The 15698-nt window shown below is 58.1% G+C and carries 13 protein-coding genes; 9 read left to right on the top strand and 4 right to left on the bottom strand.

Annotated features, from left to right (window positions below):
- Nucleotides 1-94 precede the first annotated feature (94 nt).
- Both JZI28_RS09625 and JZI28_RS09620 read left to right on the top strand, forming a co-directional pair.
- Nucleotides 95-871 carry a colicin transporter gene (locus JZI28_RS09625; RefSeq protein ID WP_348153986.1) on the top strand — a complete coding sequence of 259 codons (777 nt, stop codon included), beginning with the start codon at nucleotides 95-97 and terminating at the stop codon, nucleotides 869-871.
- Nucleotides 871-1269 (top strand): cell division protein ZapA, encoded by a 399-nt coding sequence (locus tag JZI28_RS09620; protein WP_295453451.1) that lies wholly within the window; start codon nucleotides 871-873, stop codon nucleotides 1267-1269. Before JZI28_RS09625 ends, JZI28_RS09620 begins: the two co-directional genes overlap by 1 nt.
- Before the next feature lie 193 nt (nucleotides 1270-1462).
- On the opposite strand, the gene grxD is transcribed toward JZI28_RS09620, so the two are convergent.
- The 4 genes from grxD to JZI28_RS09600 form a co-directional block, all read right to left on the bottom strand.
- Entirely contained in the window at nucleotides 1463-1825 is a 363-nt protein-coding gene (grxD, locus tag JZI28_RS09615; protein ID WP_295453453.1) for a Grx4 family monothiol glutaredoxin, read from the bottom strand.
- A gap of 117 nt (nucleotides 1826-1942) precedes the next feature.
- The gene (locus tag JZI28_RS09610; protein ID WP_295453455.1) at nucleotides 1943-2179 is read right to left on the bottom strand and encodes a BolA/IbaG family iron-sulfur metabolism protein; all 237 of its coding nucleotides are present in this window, start codon (nucleotides 2177-2179) and stop codon (nucleotides 1943-1945) included.
- Between the two features lie 173 nt (nucleotides 2180-2352).
- Nucleotides 2353-4518 (bottom strand): phosphoribosylformylglycinamidine synthase subunit PurL, encoded by a 2166-nt coding sequence (gene purL, locus JZI28_RS09605; RefSeq protein ID WP_375699980.1) that lies wholly within the window; start codon nucleotides 4516-4518, stop codon nucleotides 2353-2355.
- A gap of 481 nt (nucleotides 4519-4999) precedes the next feature.
- Nucleotides 5000-5905, bottom strand: coding sequence for a LysR family transcriptional regulator (locus JZI28_RS09600; protein ID WP_297340191.1), 906 nt, complete (start codon nucleotides 5903-5905; stop codon nucleotides 5000-5002).
- Between the two features lie 167 nt (nucleotides 5906-6072).
- Here JZI28_RS09600 and JZI28_RS09595 point away from each other — a divergent pair, with 167 nt between their 5' ends.
- The 7 genes from JZI28_RS09595 to JZI28_RS09565 all read left to right on the top strand — a co-directional run bounded on the left by JZI28_RS09595 (nucleotide 6073) and on the right by JZI28_RS09565 (nucleotide 15654).
- On the top strand, nucleotides 6073-9495 hold the full coding sequence (locus JZI28_RS09595; protein WP_375699978.1) for an indolepyruvate ferredoxin oxidoreductase family protein: 3423 nt from the start codon (nucleotides 6073-6075) through the stop codon (nucleotides 9493-9495).
- A gap of 169 nt (nucleotides 9496-9664) precedes the next feature.
- Complete coding sequence (locus JZI28_RS09590) at nucleotides 9665-10543, top strand: lysophospholipid acyltransferase family protein (RefSeq protein ID WP_375699977.1); 879 nt, start codon at nucleotides 9665-9667, stop codon at nucleotides 10541-10543.
- A 23-nt stretch (nucleotides 10544-10566) separates the two neighbouring features.
- Complete coding sequence (locus JZI28_RS09585) at nucleotides 10567-11376, top strand: glutamate racemase (RefSeq protein WP_375699975.1); 810 nt, start codon at nucleotides 10567-10569, stop codon at nucleotides 11374-11376.
- Between the two features lie 134 nt (nucleotides 11377-11510).
- Nucleotides 11511-12539: an N-acetyl-gamma-glutamyl-phosphate reductase gene (argC, locus tag JZI28_RS09580; protein WP_375699973.1), complete on the top strand. Its 1029-nt coding sequence runs from the start codon at nucleotides 11511-11513 to the stop codon at nucleotides 12537-12539.
- A gap of 22 nt (nucleotides 12540-12561) precedes the next feature.
- On the top strand, nucleotides 12562-13005 hold the full coding sequence (ccmE, locus tag JZI28_RS09575; protein ID WP_375699972.1) for a cytochrome c maturation protein CcmE: 444 nt from the start codon (nucleotides 12562-12564) through the stop codon (nucleotides 13003-13005).
- A 196-nt stretch (nucleotides 13006-13201) separates the two neighbouring features.
- Nucleotides 13202-15172 (top strand): heme lyase CcmF/NrfE family subunit, encoded by a 1971-nt coding sequence (locus JZI28_RS09570; protein ID WP_375699971.1) that lies wholly within the window; start codon nucleotides 13202-13204, stop codon nucleotides 15170-15172.
- Nucleotides 15169-15654 (top strand): cytochrome c-type biogenesis protein, encoded by a 486-nt coding sequence (locus JZI28_RS09565; protein ID WP_375699970.1) that lies wholly within the window; start codon nucleotides 15169-15171, stop codon nucleotides 15652-15654. Before JZI28_RS09570 ends, JZI28_RS09565 begins: the two co-directional genes overlap by 4 nt.
- Nucleotides 15655-15698 lie beyond the last annotated feature (44 nt).

The raw sequence follows: 15698 nt of genomic DNA, 5'->3' as shown, positions 1-15698 counted from the left end.
ACGCGCGTAAAGCGATTCGCGCGGGCAGGTAGCGGGTGTCGCATAGGACACAGAGGCAGACACCAGCAGAAGTGATGAGGGGTGAGGGACAGGCATGACGCAGATCGAAGAGTTGCAGGGTAGAATTCAGGCCGCCATGGCGCGGATCGGCGCCGGGGTTGAACAACTGGAACAGGCCCGCGCCAAGGCCACAGAAGACGCCCGGGTCGCTGCGGATAATTCCGATCTGGAGCAGGCCCTGGAGGAAGAAAAAACCGCCAATTCCCAGCTTGAGGAACGGGTAAAAATCCTGCACAGCCGCCTCAAAGAGGCAGAGCAGGCTGCTCCGGCTGCCGACAATGGTGACATGGAAGCGCTGCAGGCTGAGCTGGAACTGCTCCGCAATGAAGTCGGGAATACCGATGAAAAGGATGCCTTGAAGCTGGAGATCACCCGGTTGAAGGGGGAGCTGGAAAGCACAGGCAACGGTCTGGCCGCAGAAAAAGAAGCGCTGGAGACCGAACTCTCGGACTTGAAAGCAGCCAATCAACAGCTGATGTCCCAGCTTGAGCAGGGCTCTGGGGAGGCCGCCGGTGATCTGGGGGACGTGGTGGATCACGCGGCGCTTGCGGCGGAAATGATCGCACTGAAAGCACAGCTGGCCGAAGCCCAGGCCGCGGCAGCTGTGGTGCCCAAGGAACATGAATTTCAGGCTCAGCTGGATGAGCTGCGCCTTGCCAATGATGAACTACGCAGCACCAATGACGCCCTGCGCGCGGCCCAGGCCAATGATCAGGCGCAGGTGAATGCGGTGCTTGCCAAGCTGGAACCGCTGCTGGCCAGCGCACAAACCCTGCCAGAACAAAATCTGCCGGAAGGGGAGGAAGCCTGATGCCAGAAGTAACCATTCATATCGGTGGACGTGGATTCGAAGTCTCCTGCCAGTTGGGCGAAGAAAGCTATCTGCATTCCGCCGCCAAGATGCTGGATGACGAAGCCCAGGTTTTGTCGGACCAGATTGGCCGCATGCCAGAGGCGCGGATGCTGTTGATGGCCGGTCTGATGCTGGCTGATAAAACCGCCGCCGTCGAGGATCGCATCAAAGAAGTTGAGGCCGAACTGGCAGAACGTGTTGCGGAACTGGAGGCGTTGAAAAACACCCCCGCCCCAGAGCCCGAGCGCATCGAGGTGCCAGTGGTGCCGCCACAAGTGCCCGAAGCCCTGGCCGAACTGGCGGCCCGAGCCGAATCTTTGGCGCAACAGATCGAAGAAAAAACCGCAGCCGAATAAACTTGGGCTGCGTTAGGTGAACATGGGCAGCCCCCGTGAGTTTGTGTGGACCTGGGTGAATAGGGGTCTGGGTGATTAGGGAAAATGTCTTGAAACCAACAAAAAGCCCCTTCCGGTATCTGCCGGAAGGGGCTTTTCTATCTGTGCAGATCCCGGCCCTAAATAGGAACATGCGGGCCGGATGGGTTGCCGTTTAGCCGTTGGCTTCGCGGATCTTGTCTGCGGCGTCTTTGTCAAAGGCGATTTCATTGTCGGCAAACATACCGTCCAACTCACCGGACAGCGTCATCTCGGTGATGATGTCACAACCGCCGACAAACTCACCCTTGATGTAGAGCTGCGGAATGGTGGGCCAGTCGGAATATTCCTTGATGCCCGAACGGATTTCTTCGTCGGCCAGCACGTTTACATCGGTGTAGTCCACGCCGATGTAGTTCAGCACGCCTGCCACGCGCGAGGAAAACCCGCACTGGGGCATGTCCTTGTTGCCCTTCATGAAGAGCACAACGTCATTGGCTTTTACGGTTTCGTCGATGCGGGTCTGTGCGTCGCTCATCTGTCTTTTCCTTTCGGCAGTTCCGCCTGTCGCGGTCTTGTTCGATATATGGCTCGAGTTCAAAATAAATCCAGACCACCAGCACTGCCAGAGCAGCAATGACGATCAAGATTGTGCTCACTCAGGCGCCTTTGTGGTTAGCGCAAGGGCGTGAAGCTCGCCGTTGGAGCCATCCATTTTACCCTTGAGCGCGGCATAGACCGCGCGTTGTTGCTGCACCCGGTTTTTGCCGCGAAAGCTCTCGTCAATCACCATGGCGGACATGTGCACGCCGTCCTGGCCTGCGACCTGGATGTCCGCATCCGGGAAGGTCTGGCGCAGGAGGTCTTCGATTTCTTGAGCTTGCATTGGCATAGGGGGGATCCTTGGCTTTGGTCTTGCTTGAAACTTAGGGTGGCCGTGGGTGTAGTGCAAGCACTCTAGGTGCCTACCATCAGCACAATTGAGGCGGCGGCTGGTCGGATATACGCACAAAGGCGCGCCGATATGCGCGCCTTTGAAAGGATGTAGGTCTATCGAGGGGGAGCTTAGGCTACGGCCACGGCAAAACCGGCCCGGAAGACCTCTTGCAATTCAGCCAGCGGTGCCTCGGAACCACCAATTTTGACGCAGTCGCCAGTAAAGCGGCCAACAGTGGTCAGGGTCACACCTGCCTGGCCAGCCGCCAGCATCAACCCTTCGGCCTGGTCAAAGTTGCAGGCCACCAGATAGCGCGCCTGATCTTCGCCAAACAGGGTCGGGGTGTCGCCAGCGTCGATATGGACGCCAACACCTGCTTCTTCGGCCAGCTCAAACGCCGCTAGCGCCAGACCGCCATCGCTGAGGTCGGTACAGGCCTTGATCAGATTGCGGTTGGCACGGATGAATTCACCGTTGCGCTTTTCCGCCTCCAGATCCACTGCAGGGGCATCGCCATCTTCGCGGTTAAAGACCTCTGCCAGCAGGGCAGATTGGCCCAGATGACCCTGGGTTTCACCGATCAGCAGCGCAATATGGCCGTCACGGGCTTGGCCGGTGATGGCCTCTTCGCCCGCAGCAATCAGACCAACGGCGCCAATGGTTGGCGTTGGCAAAATGCCCTGACCGTCGGTTTCATTATACAGCGAGACATTGCCCGACACGATGGGCATATCCAGTGCTGCCACGGCCTCACCAATGCCCTGAATGGCACCAACAAACTGGCCCATGATTTCGGGCTTTTCCGGATTGCCAAAGTTCAGGTTGTCAGTTGTTGCCAATGGCTTGGCGCCAACAGCTGTGAGGTTGCGATAGGCCTCGGCCACTGCCTGTTTGCCACCCTCAACCGGGTTTGCCTTGACGTAGCGCGGGGTCACATCCGAGGTGAAGGCCAGACGTTTGTCGGTGCCATGCACGCGGATAATGCCCGAGCCAACGCCGGGGCGGCGGGCGGTGTCGCCCATGACTGTGGTGTCATATTGCTCATAGACCCACTGTTTGCCGGCATAGTTGGGCGAGGTCAGCAGCGCCTTCAGCCCGTCAATGGGGTCAATGGTGGGCACATCCGCATCCGTCAGCGGCTCTGCCGCCGGAGTGGCCACCCAGGGGCGGTCATATTCAGGCGCGGTGGAGGCGAGTTTGGACAGCACCAGATCGGCCTTGACCTCACCATTGTGCAGGATGAGGAAGCGATCCTCAGCGATGGTTTCGCCGACGATGGCAAAATCCAGGTCCCATTTTTCAAACACAGCACGGGCTTCGGCCTCTTTTTCAGGCTTTAGCACCATCAGCATGCGTTCCTGGCTTTCCGAGAGCATCATCTCGTAGGCGGTCATGTTTTCTTCGCGCTGGGGCACATCTTCGAGGTTCAGTTTGATCCCCAGTTTGCCCTTGTCGCCCATTTCCACCGCCGAGCAGGTCAGACCCGCAGCGCCCATATCCTGGATCGAGATCACCGCGCCGGTTTGCATCAGCTCCAGCGTCGCCTCCATCAGACGCTTTTCGGTGAAAGGATCGCCAACCTGAACGGTGGGGCGTTTTTCCTCAATGGTGTCGTCAAATTCGGCAGAGGCCATGGTGGCGCCGCCAACGCCGTCGCGGCCGGTCTTGGCGCCGAGGTAGACCACCGGCATGCCAACGCCAGAAGCGGCGGAGTAGAAAATACTGTCGGTTTTCGCCAGGCCCGCTGCAAAGGCATTGACCAGACAGTTGCCGTTATAGGCCGGGTGGAACCGGACTTCGCCGCCGACGCAGGGCACGCCAAAGCAGTTGCCATAGCCGCCGATGCCCTCAACCACACCGTTGACCAGCTGACGGGTCTTGTGGTGGGAGGGCTCGCCAAAGGACAGCGAGTTCATCGAGGCCACGGGACGCGCGCCCATGGTAAAGACATCGCGCAGGATACCGCCAACACCCGTCGCCGCCCCCTGATAGGGTTCGATATAAGAGGGGTGGTTGTGGCTTTCCATTTTGAACACCACCGCGTCGCCATCGCCAATATCGACGATGCCGGCGTTCTCACCCGGGCCACAGATGACCTGTGGGCCGTCCGTGGGCAGGGTGCGCAGCCATTTCTTGGAAGACTTGTAAGAGCAGTGCTCGTTCCACATGGCCGAGAAGATGCCAAGTTCGGTGAAGCTGGGTTCGCGCCCGATGATCTCGAGGATCATGTCGTATTCTTCGGCGTTCAAGCCGTGGCTTGCGATCAGTTCGGATGTAATGGCTGGTTCTTGCATGGCGCGATATGGCCCCCCATGGTGCTACTGAGGCGGCTTTTAGAGCATGCCAGCCTGATGGGGAAGGGGGTATCTCATTGGGAAATCGCGTCTGAATGGCTCAGGGCGCTATTTGGCGGGCGGTGGCTGTGGCAATGGGCCAAGGGCTGTGCCGTTATGACGGCGCCCAGAGATTATGCGGACCTCAAAGAGTAGTGCACAAATTTCAGGCGATTTGGGTGAGGCGGCGATCTTTGCCGGGCTCTGCGCTTGCACAGGCCAGAGCCGAGGGTAACAGTTGTAAGGGCAAAAAAAGGCCGAGCACTAAGCTCGGCCGAAGTCCAACAGGGAGGTATGAAGTGAGGCTCTCGCCTCGTCTTCATGCGCTCCATTTAGGGTTATGATGCTGACCCTTCAAGATGTTTTGCACGGGTCCGATGACATTGCCGCTATGCGCTTTTTGCATGGCTTATGGGCAGGCTCTGGCCCGGTTGTAAAACCGCTATAATTTGCCCAGTTCTTTCATATGTTTGCGGTGGGCCATGATCTCGGTCTGGACAAAGTCGCGAAAGGCCGACACGCGCTGCGAATGGCGCAATTCTTCTGGGTAGGCCAAATAGACCGGGACGCCATTGTTTTCCTCATTGGGGAAAACTTCCACCAGATCAGGAAAGTCCTCGGTGACGTAGTCTGGCAGAATCCCAATCCCGAGATCATGCAAAACGCCCTGCAAAACCCCAAAATAGTTGTTCACGGTGAGCAAGGAGCCGGGATTGTGGGTCAGCAGGCTCTGAACCAAAATCGATGCCGACCCCACCTGGGCGGACCTTTGATTCTGACAGATCAGCCGATGCTCCTTGATGTCTTCTGCGGTTTCTGGCGTGCCATTCAGGTCCAGATATTTGCGAGAGGCATAGAGTTTCATTTGCACGGTCATCAGGCGTTTGCGTACCAGATCGGCCTGGCTTGGCTCTTTCATGCGAATGGCAACATCGGCCTCTCGCATTGGCAGGTCCAGAACCCGTTCTTCGAGCATGAGATCGATTTTCAGATTTGGGTATTGTTCAAACAGCTTGGTCAAGCGGGGCGCCAGCCAAAGAGTGCCAAAGCCAAAGGTGGTGGTGACACGCAACTCGCCAAAGACCTCTTCCTCGCTGTCGCGAATGCGCGCCGATGCCGCCTCCAGCCGTGCTGACATGGATTTGGTGGCATCAAATAGCAGCTCCCCCTGTTCGGTCAGAATCAACCCCCGTGCATGACGGTGAAACAGGGTGGCGTTTAGGCTTTCTTCAAGCGCGCGCACCTGTCGGCTGACCGCTGACTGGGACAGATTCAGCTTATCCCCGGCATGGGTCAGGCTGCCTGCATCGGCCACTGCATGAAAAATTCTGAGCTTATCCCAATCCATATCCGTCTCTTTCGATCAGTCGCTAATAGACTACATGAAATTATAGCTTTTTATCAATTTACCATGGGGACGCGAGGGAAAAGTAAAAAAACTGCCTATACAGGTCAGTAATTGTGACCTATCACTGGGTCAAGCACTGCAAGCTAGTTTTTGGTTGGGAGGACCGGATGAGCACGCAAAAGATTTCACTGAATGACAAATATGACCTGAGCAAGTCGCCCGTTATGCTAAATGGGACGCAGGCACTTGTCCGTCTGATGATGATGCAAAAGGCCCGCGACACGGCGGCCGGCCTGAATACGGCGGGTCTGGTGACGGGGTATCGTGGCTCACCGCTGGGGGCGGTGGACATGCAGATGGAGCGGGCGCAAAAACAGCTCACTGAATCTGATGTGACCTTCCAATATGGTCTCAACGAAGATCTGGCTGTCACCGCGCTTTGGGGTGCACAGCAGGCAGAAATTCGTGATGAGGGCAAATATGACGGTGTCTTTGGCCTCTGGTACGGCAAGGGCCCTGGGGTGGACCGCTCGGGTGATGCCTTCCGTCACGCCAACATGGCCGGCACCTCGAAAAACGGTGGTGTGCTGGTGGCTATGGGCGATGACCACACCGGCGAAAGCTCCACCGTGTTGCACCAGTCCGAATGGTCGTTGCTGGATTGCTATCTGCCCATCGTCAGCCCCGCTGGCGTGCAGGAAATCCTGGATTACGGTATTTATGGCTACGAGTTGAGCCGGTTTTCCGGGCTTTGGGTGGGGCTGAAGACGATGAAGGACACCATCGAGGTGACTTCGGTTGTCGACGGCGATCCGGATCGGGTGCAGCTTGTCCGGCCAGATTTTGAGATGCCCGAAGGGGGGCTGAATATTCGTCTGGCGGATGATCGCTTCCAGCAGGAAGACCGGATCATTGACCACAAACGCTTTGCCGCCGAAGCCTTTAGCCATGCCAACAAGATGGACAAACGCGTCTGGGGCAAACCCGGCGCCAAGATCGGCTTTGTAGCTGCGGGTAAAAACTGGCTTGATCTGGTTCATGCCCTGTCGCTGCTCAACATTGATGAACCCATGGCCGAACGCCTGGGCATCACCACGTACAAGGTGGGGCAGACCTGGCCGATGGATGTAAGGGGCTTTAACGCCTGGGCCGAAGGTCTTGATTTGATTGTGGTTGTTGAAGAAAAGCGCAAACTGATCGAGGTTCAAATCAAAGAGGCAATCTTTGATGATCGGCGTGGGCGTCGTGTCTATGGCTGGTACAAGGGCGGCGTTGGCACCCCCAACCGCGAAGAGCTGTTCCCAACCAAATACGCGCTTGATCCGATCATGATCGCTGAAAAACTCGGCGGTATTCTGATCGAGGAAGGCCGCGACACCGAAGCGGTCAAGGCGGGGCTGGCGGCGCTGGAGGATGCCAAGCGTGCCGACAACGCCGAAGAAATCGCCGCGCGCTTGCCCTATTTCTGCTCGGGCTGCCCCCATAACTCCTCTACCAAACTGCCCGAAGGCAGCCGCGCCTATGCCGGCATTGGCTGTCACTTCATGGTGCAGTGGATGGACCGCGAGACCACGGGCTTTACCCATATGGGTGCAGAAGGCGCCAACTGGATTGGCGAAGCGCCGTTTTCCAATCGCAAACATGTGTTCCAGAACCTTGGGGATGGCACCTACAATCACTCAGGCGTTCAGGCCATTCGGGCTGCTCTGGCTGAAGGCACCAATATCACTTACAAAATTCTGTTTAATGATGCGGTTGCCATGACCGGCGGCCAGCAGGCCGAAGGCGGGCTGACCGCGCATCAGATCGCACATGAGCTGAAAGCCATGGGCATGAAGACCATTGCGGTGGTTTATGACGACAAAGAAGATGTGGACGCCAAGCTGTTCCCGGCCGGCATGCGCATGTATGAACGTGCCGAGCTGATGACGGTCCAAAAGGAGTTTGCCGAGGTCGAGGGTGTCTCTGGCATCATCTACATCCAGACCTGTGCCGCCGAAAAGCGCCGCCGTCGCAAGCGTGGCCTGTTCCCGGATCCCGATCAGCGGGTCTTTATCAACCCAGATGTTTGCGAAGGCTGCGGCGATTGTGGTGTTCAGTCCAATTGCGTGTCGATTGTGCCAAAGGAGACCGAACTGGGCCGCAAGCGGGCGATTGATCAAAGCTCCTGCAACAAGGATTTCTCTTGCGTCAACGGCTTTTGCCCCTCGTTCCTCACGGTTGAAGGCGCCAAGATCCGCAAGGAAGCCACCGCTGATGTGCAGCTGCCTGACCTGCCTGAGCCCAAACTGCCCGAAATTGACGGTACCCATAACGTGGTGATCACCGGGGTTGGTGGCACTGGCGTTGTGACCATTGGCGCGGTGCTGGCCCAGGCGGCGCAGATTGATGGCCTGGGCGCTGGCATGATGGAAATGGCCGGGCTCGCGCAAAAGGGCGGCGCGGTGCATATCCATTGCCGCCTTGCCAAACGTCCCGAAGATATCAGCGCCATTCGCGTCGCCACCGGCGAGGCCCATGCGCTGATCGGCGGCGATCTGGTGGTGAGCGCCGGGGCCAAAACCATTGGGTTGATGAAAACCGGCCAGACCGGCGGCGTCGTTAACAGCCATGAAATCATCACCGGTGACTTCACCCGCGACACCAATTTTCAACTGCCAACAGACCGATTGCAGGTCGCTCTTCAGGCGCGGCTGCGCGATGATCTGTCCTTGTTTGACGCTTCCGAGTTGGCCCGTGCCACCATGGGGGATTCGATCTTCTCGAACATGATGGTCTTTGGCGCCGCTTGGCAGCAGGGGCTGATCCCGGTGAGCCATGCAGCGATTGTCGAGGCCATTACCCTGAACGGCGCGGCGGTAGACCGCAATCTGCGTGCCTTTGAAATCGGCCGTTGGGCCATTGTCGACCCTGCCGAGGCCGCCAAGGTCTCCAAACCTGCCAATGTGGTGCAGATGCCCAAATCCCTGGAGGAGATCATTGCCTTCCGTAGCGATCAACTGGTGGCCTATCAGGGCAGTGGCCTGGCCAAGCGCTACGCCAAGCTTTTGGACGGGATTGCTGACAAGCAGCTCAAGGAGGCGGTGGCAAAGGGCTATCACAAGCTGTTGGCCTATAAGGACGAATACGAAGTCGCCCGGCTGCTGCTGTCGAGCCATGAAAAACTGGCGGCTGAGTTTGAAGGCGATCTGAAGGTCTCTTACAATCTGGCGCCGCCTATCTTTGGCGGCAAAATGGTCAATGGTCGTCCGCAAAAGCGCAAATTCGGCCCCGGCATGACCCGCTGGCTGCGTCTGCTGGCCAAGATGAAACCGCTGCGCAACACGCCGCTGGATGTGTTTGGCTACACCGCAGAACGCAAAATGGAGCGGGCGCTGATCAAACAGTATGAGCGCGACATGAAGCAATGGCTGCCCAAGGCAGATGCCTCGACCCTGGAGCCGCTGATTGCGCTGGCAGAGCTGCCCTTGCAGATCCGTGGTTTTGGTCCGGTAAAGCTGGAAAGCGAAGCCAAGGCCGCCAAACGCCGCGAGGAGCTGCTGATTGCACTGCAACAGGCCGGTGATCCGGTAAAGGACGCGGCCGAGTAAACGCCCCTTCGCCTTTAGGGGCTTGCAAAGTAGGACATCAAAAGGGGGCGTGACCGATTGGGTTGCGCCCCCTTTCTCCTTTGGTGTCTTCTCTCCTTTGTCATCTCCCTGTTATGAGGCTGTCTTATATCCCAGCTAAACTGCTGCACCTCTGTTTCGGAGTTTCCCTTTGACCTCTGCCCGCCATATTGCCCGTGATATTTCCTACGCCCATTCCGCCGGGTCCGGTCCTGGGCGGACGATTATCCGGTTGCTGGAAAACAGCACCGGGCGGCTGAACCTGATCAAACGGGCGGATGGCTATGAACGCGATCTGGCGGAGGGGCGCAATTTCTGGAGCGTGATGGCGGAGCGCTACGGTCTGACCCTGGATGTGAGCCGTGGCAGTCTGGATAATATTCCCACGGACAAACCCGTGATCCTGATTGCCAATCATCCCTATGGTATTCTTGATGGCTTGATGATGGGGCATATCCTGGCCGAAACCCGCGGCGATTTCCGCATCCTGGCGCATCAGGTCTTTCGCAAGGCTGAGGATCTGAACAAAGCCATCCTGCCGGTTTCATTTGATACCACCAAAGAAGCGCTGCGCGACAATCTGCAAACCCGACGCGAGGCGCTGGAGTATCTGGGGCAGGGTGGGGCCATCGGCATCTTTCCCGGCGGCACTGTTTCAACCGCAGCGACGCCATTCTCCCACCCGATGGATCCCGGTTGGCGTGGCTTTACCGCCCGGATGATTGCCAAATCTGACGCAGTGGTGGTGCCGGTGTTTTTTGAAGGCCATACCTCGCGGCTGTTTCAGATTGCCAGCCATCTGCATTCCACCCTGCGGATGGGGCTGTTGATCAAAGAGTTCAAAAAACGCGTCGATACCCCGGTCAAAGTGGTGATTGGTGAACCGATCACCCGCGATATCCTGACGCCGCTGGCAAAGGATACAAAAGGAATGATGGATTTCCTGCGCAAAGCCACGTATGAGCTGTCTCCGAAGCCGCTCAAATCCTTTGACTATGGGTTTGAGTTTGAGGAGAAACATCGCGCCTGACACCCAGGCCTGAAAGAGAGATTATGGCTGTAGGTATCTTTGATTCCGGTCTGGGCGGGCTCACCGTTTTGAAAGCTGCCCAATCCCGTCTGCCGGATGTGGATTTTCTGTATTATGCGGATAGCGCCCGCGCGCCCTATGGTGTGCGCGACGCTGAGGATATTTACAACCTGACCAAGGCCGCTGTTGCGGATATGTGGGCCAAGGGCTGTGATCTGGTGATCTTGGCCTGCAATACCGCCTCTGCCGCTGCGCTGCGCCGGATGCAGGAAGAGGGCTTGCCTGAAGGTAAGCGGGTGCTGGGCGTCTTTGTGCCCTTGATCGAAGCCATGACCGAGCGGCAATGGGGCGACAACAGCCCGCCGCGCGAGGTTGCGGTGAAACATGTGGCGCTTTTTGCCACACCTGCCACCGTGTCCAGCCGCGCCTTTCAGCGGGAACTGGCCTTTCGCGCCATTGGCGTCGACGTAGAGGCCCAGGCCTGCGGCGGTATTGTCGATGCCATCGAAGACGGCGACATGATTCTGGCAGAGGCGCTGGTGCGCAGCCATGTGGATGCCCTGAAGCGCAAGATGCCGCAGCCGCAGGCAGCGATTTTGGGATGTACCCATTACCCGCTGATGGAAAAAGAGTTCCAGGCCGCGCTGGGGGCTGAGGTCAAGGTCTTTAGCCAGGGCAATCTGGTGGCCGACAGTCTGGCGGATTATCTTGAGCGCCACCCGAACATGATCGGGGCGGGCACAGGCGGCTATTTCACCACCGGAGATCCGGTGCGTGTCAGTGATCGGGCGACGCAGTTTCTCCGACGAGAAATCCGCTTTCAAGCGGCCTGACAGCTGCCGGATCAGGGAAATGGCTCAACATCGCCCGATGATCTGGCGCAAGGACAGTGCGCGATTTTTCTTCTAGGTTCCGTTTTATGCCGTGGCATGAAACCCAAATACACATTCAGAATGCGAGGTCTGATATGACCCATAAAGTGGCAATTCTTGGTGCCAGCGGCTATACTGGCGCAGAACTGGTTCGGTTGATTGCGAACCATCCAAACATCGAGATCGCAGCCCTGTCGGCGGAGCGGAAGGCGGGGCTGAGCATGGCTCAGGTGTTCCCGTATCTGCGTCACATGTCGCTGCCAGTGCTTTGTAAAATCAGTGAAATTGATTTCTCTGATATTGATCTGTGTTTCTGCGCTCTGCCGCATAAAACCAGCCAGGAAGTCATCGCAGCGCTGCCAAAGACGCTAAAGATTGTGGATCTGTCTGCCGATTTCAGGCTGCGGGATCCGGCAGAATATGAAAAATGGTATGGCAATGCCCATGCGGCGCTGGAACAGCAAGAAGAGGCGGTCTATGGCCTCACCGAGTTTTACCGCGAAGATATCAAATCGGCGCGGCTGGTGGCCGGCACCGGCTGCAATGCGGCCACGGGCCAGTTTGCGCTGCGTCCGCTGATTTCGGGCGGGCTGATTGATCTGGACGAGATTATCCTTGATTTGAAATGCGCTGTCTCTGGCGCCGGTCGGGCGCTCAAGGAAAACCTGCTGCATGCGGAGCTGAGCGAGGGCTACAACGCCTATGCCATTGGTAGCACCCACCGGCATCTGGGGGAATTTGACCAGGAGTTTTCCGCGCTTGCGGGCCGTCCGGTCAAGGTGCAGTTCACCCCGCATCTGGTGCCCACCAACCGGGGCATTCTGGCCACCGTCTATGTCAAAGGCGATGCCCAGGCGATCCATCAGGCCTTTGTGACCGCCTATAAGGATGAGCCCTTCCTGGAAGTGCTGCCCTTTGGCGAGGCGCCCAGCACCCATCACGTGCGCGGGTCAAACTTTTGTCATATCGGCGTGGCCGCGGATCGGATCGAAGGCCGTACAATTGTTTTTGCGGCGCTGGATAACCTGACAAAAGGTAGCAGCGGCCAGGCCTTGCAGAATGCCAATCTGATGCTAGGTGAAGAAGAGACCGCAGGGCTGATGATGGCCCCTCTGTTCCCGTGACCCCCTTCGAAAGGCCCATAGGATGAAGAACCTCAAGAAACAGCGCCGGATCCAGGTCATCGCCCTTGCGGCCCTTGCTTTGGTGGTGTCCTCTGTGCTGATCGGCTATGCGATGCGGGATGGGATCAATTATTTCCGCTCGCCCAGCCAGGTGACCGAAGCCCCACCACCGCCAAGCGAGGTTTTTCGTATCGGCGGTCTGGTTGAAGAGGGCAGCCTGAAGCGCGGCCAGGGTGAGGCTGTTATCTTTTCGGTGACCGATGGGGGCGCCACGGTGCCGGTGACCTTTACTGGTGTGTTGCCGGATCTGTTTGAAGAAAATCAAGGCATGGTTGGCACTGGCAAATACGTAAATGGTGTCTTTGAAGCCTCTGAGATTCTGGCCAAGCACGATGAAACCTACATGCCCAGAGAGGTTGTTGACGCCTTGAAGGAGCAGGGGGTCTATCAGGTGCCTGAATCGTAAAGGCAGGCATCTGAATCCCAAAGCCTGCGGCAGATCTGCTGACCTTTGAAAACCTGGCAAATTGCCCCCACTGAGCACTGCTCTTTGGGGGCTTTTGTTTGCTGGGCTGAATTCTGCCCAAAAGTGAAGGGGCTGCGGCGGCTGGACGCGGGTTTTCCCATTGGCCCGCTTCGCGGTAAAGACTATAGACATAGTCATGATTACAGAGCTCGGACATTTCGCCCTCATCCTCGCCTTCATGGTTGCCATTGTTCAAATGGTAGTTCCACTGATTGGTGCCCATAAACGCTGGCCCGGCTGGATGGCCGTGGCCGAACCCGCTGCACAGGCGCAGTTCTTCTTTACCGCCTTTGCCTTTGGGGCCCTGGTCTGGGCCTTTGTGACCTCGGATTTTTCGTTGCGGCTGGTGATGCTGAACAGCCATTCCGCCAAACCGATGCTGTATAAAATCTCGGGAACATGGGGCAACCATGAGGGCTCGATGCTGCTCTGGGTGCTGATCGTCGCCTTGTTTGGCGCGGTGGCCTCGGTGTTCGGAGGTGGCTTGCCGCAGACCTTGAAGGCCCGCGTTCTGGCAGTACAGGCTGCTATCGGAGTGGCGTTCTTTGCCTTTATTCTGTTTACGTCCAACCCGTTCCTGCGTCTCGCTGTGCCGCCCTTTGACGGCCAGGATCTGAATCCGCTGCTGCAGGATCCGGGGCTCGCCTTTCATCCGCCGTTTTTGTACCTGGGCTATGTGGGCCTCTCGATGGCCTTTTCCTTTGCGGTCGCGGCGCTGATCGAAGGCCGCGTTGACGCTGCCTGGGCGCGCTGGGTGCGCCCTTGGACGCTGGCGGCCTGGATCTTCTTGACCATTGGCATCGCGCTTGGCAGTTGGTGGGCCTATTACGAGCTCGGCTGGGGCGGTTTCTGGTTCTGGGATCCAGTTGAAAACGCCTCCTTTATGCCCTGGCTGCTGGCGGCTGCACTGCTGCATTCGGCAATCGTGGTAGAAAAACGTGAGTCCCTAAAAAGCTGGACCATCCTGCTGGCAATCCTTGCCTTTGGCTTTTCGCTGGTCGGGACATTCATCGTGCGCTCGGGACTTTTGACCTCGGTGCATGCCTTTGCCAATGATGCCGAGCGCGGGATTTTCATTCTGTTCATCCTGGCCTTCTTTACCGGCGGCGCGCTGACGTTGTTTGCGGCCCGTGCCCAAGCCATGCAGGCCAGAGGTGTGTTTGGACTGGTCAGCCGCGAAGGCGCGTTGGTGGCCAATAACATCCTGCTGGCAGTTGGCTGCTTTGTGGTGTTCTTTGGCACTCTTTGGCCCATCGTTGCGGAAATGGCCTTTGGGCGGAAACTCTCGGTGGGACCGCCGTTCTTCAATGCGGCCTTCACGCCATTTATGGTGCTTTTGGGGGCTATCCTTCCCATCGGGTCGATGTTGCCGTGGAAGCGCGGCAACCTGGGCCGGACCATCAAAAAACTGCGCTATGTCTTTGTGCTGGCTGTGGCCCTGGCGGTGTTGGCCTGGGCGATGCAGTCTGGGCGGTCCGCTCTTGGCCCGGTTGGGTTGTTCCTGGGCTCCTGGGTGGTGTTTGGCGCGCTGGTGGATCTATGGGGCCGCACGGGTAGCATTGGGCGACTGATGCGTCTGCCCCGCGCGGATTGGGGTAAGGCCACCGCCCATGCCGGGCTCGGCGTTACCATCTTTGCCATTGCTGGGCTGACCGCCTGGGATGTCGAAGATATCCGCGTGGCCCAGATCGGTGAACCCTTCACCGTTGGCCAATATGAGCTGACACTCGACGGGGTCGAGAACACACGCGGGCCGAACTACTTTACCACCATGGCGACAATCACGGTGACCCAGGACGGGCGCGAACTTGCTGTCATGCATCCCGAAAAGCGCAACTATCCGGTAGCCAAAATGCCCACAACCGAGGCGGCAATCGATTATCGACTGCTGCGCGATCTCTATGTGGTCATTGGCGATCAACAAGCGGGCGGCGGCTGGACCGTGCGCACCTATATCAAACCCCTGGCCAATTGGATCTGGGGTGGCTGCCTGTTGATGGCGCTTGGCGGGTTCCTCAGCCTGAGCGATCGCCGCTTTCGCGTTGCTGCCGGAGCTGCCAAAGGGCAGGGCGGCAGCAAGGAACCAGCAGGGGTGGCGGCACAATGACCTTCCTGAAAACCTTGGGCTCTGCCTGTGCGCTTGCCCTGTTTTGTGCCATGGCAACCCTGCCGCAGCCCGCTGTGGCGGTGCAACCGGATGAGGTCCTGTCGGACCCGGCTCTGGAGGCCCGCGCCCGGGAGTTGTCCAAAGACCTGCGCTGCCTGGTTTGCCGAAATGAAAACATCGACGAGTCCAATGCAGAGCTGGCCCGCGATTTACGCATTCTGGTGCGCGAGCGCCTGGTTGAGGGCGACAGCAACACTGAGGTGATTGACTTTGTGGTTGCGCGCTATGGCGAATACGTGCTGTTGCGGCCAACCGCGTCTGGCGCCAACTGGCTGCTCTGGGCTGCTGGTCCTTTGATGCTGCTATTGGCCCTGGGCGTGGCTGCAGGCTATATGCGCGGGCGGGAGCGGGCGTCCAAGGAGGGCGAGCAGGGGCTGAGCGATGAAGAACAGTCCCGGTTGAGCCGGATTCTCGACGAGTGACAATTTCACTGCCGTGACGCGGGGTTTAGCTTTTCGCCTTACCT

It is taken from the genome of Pseudophaeobacter sp. TrK17 (genome assembly GCF_042192375.1).
Taxonomy (GTDB): Bacteria; Pseudomonadota; Alphaproteobacteria; order Rhodobacterales; family Rhodobacteraceae; genus Pseudophaeobacter.
Note: the sequence above shows the minus strand (reverse complement) of the source record. Positions and strands in the feature narration are given on the sequence as shown.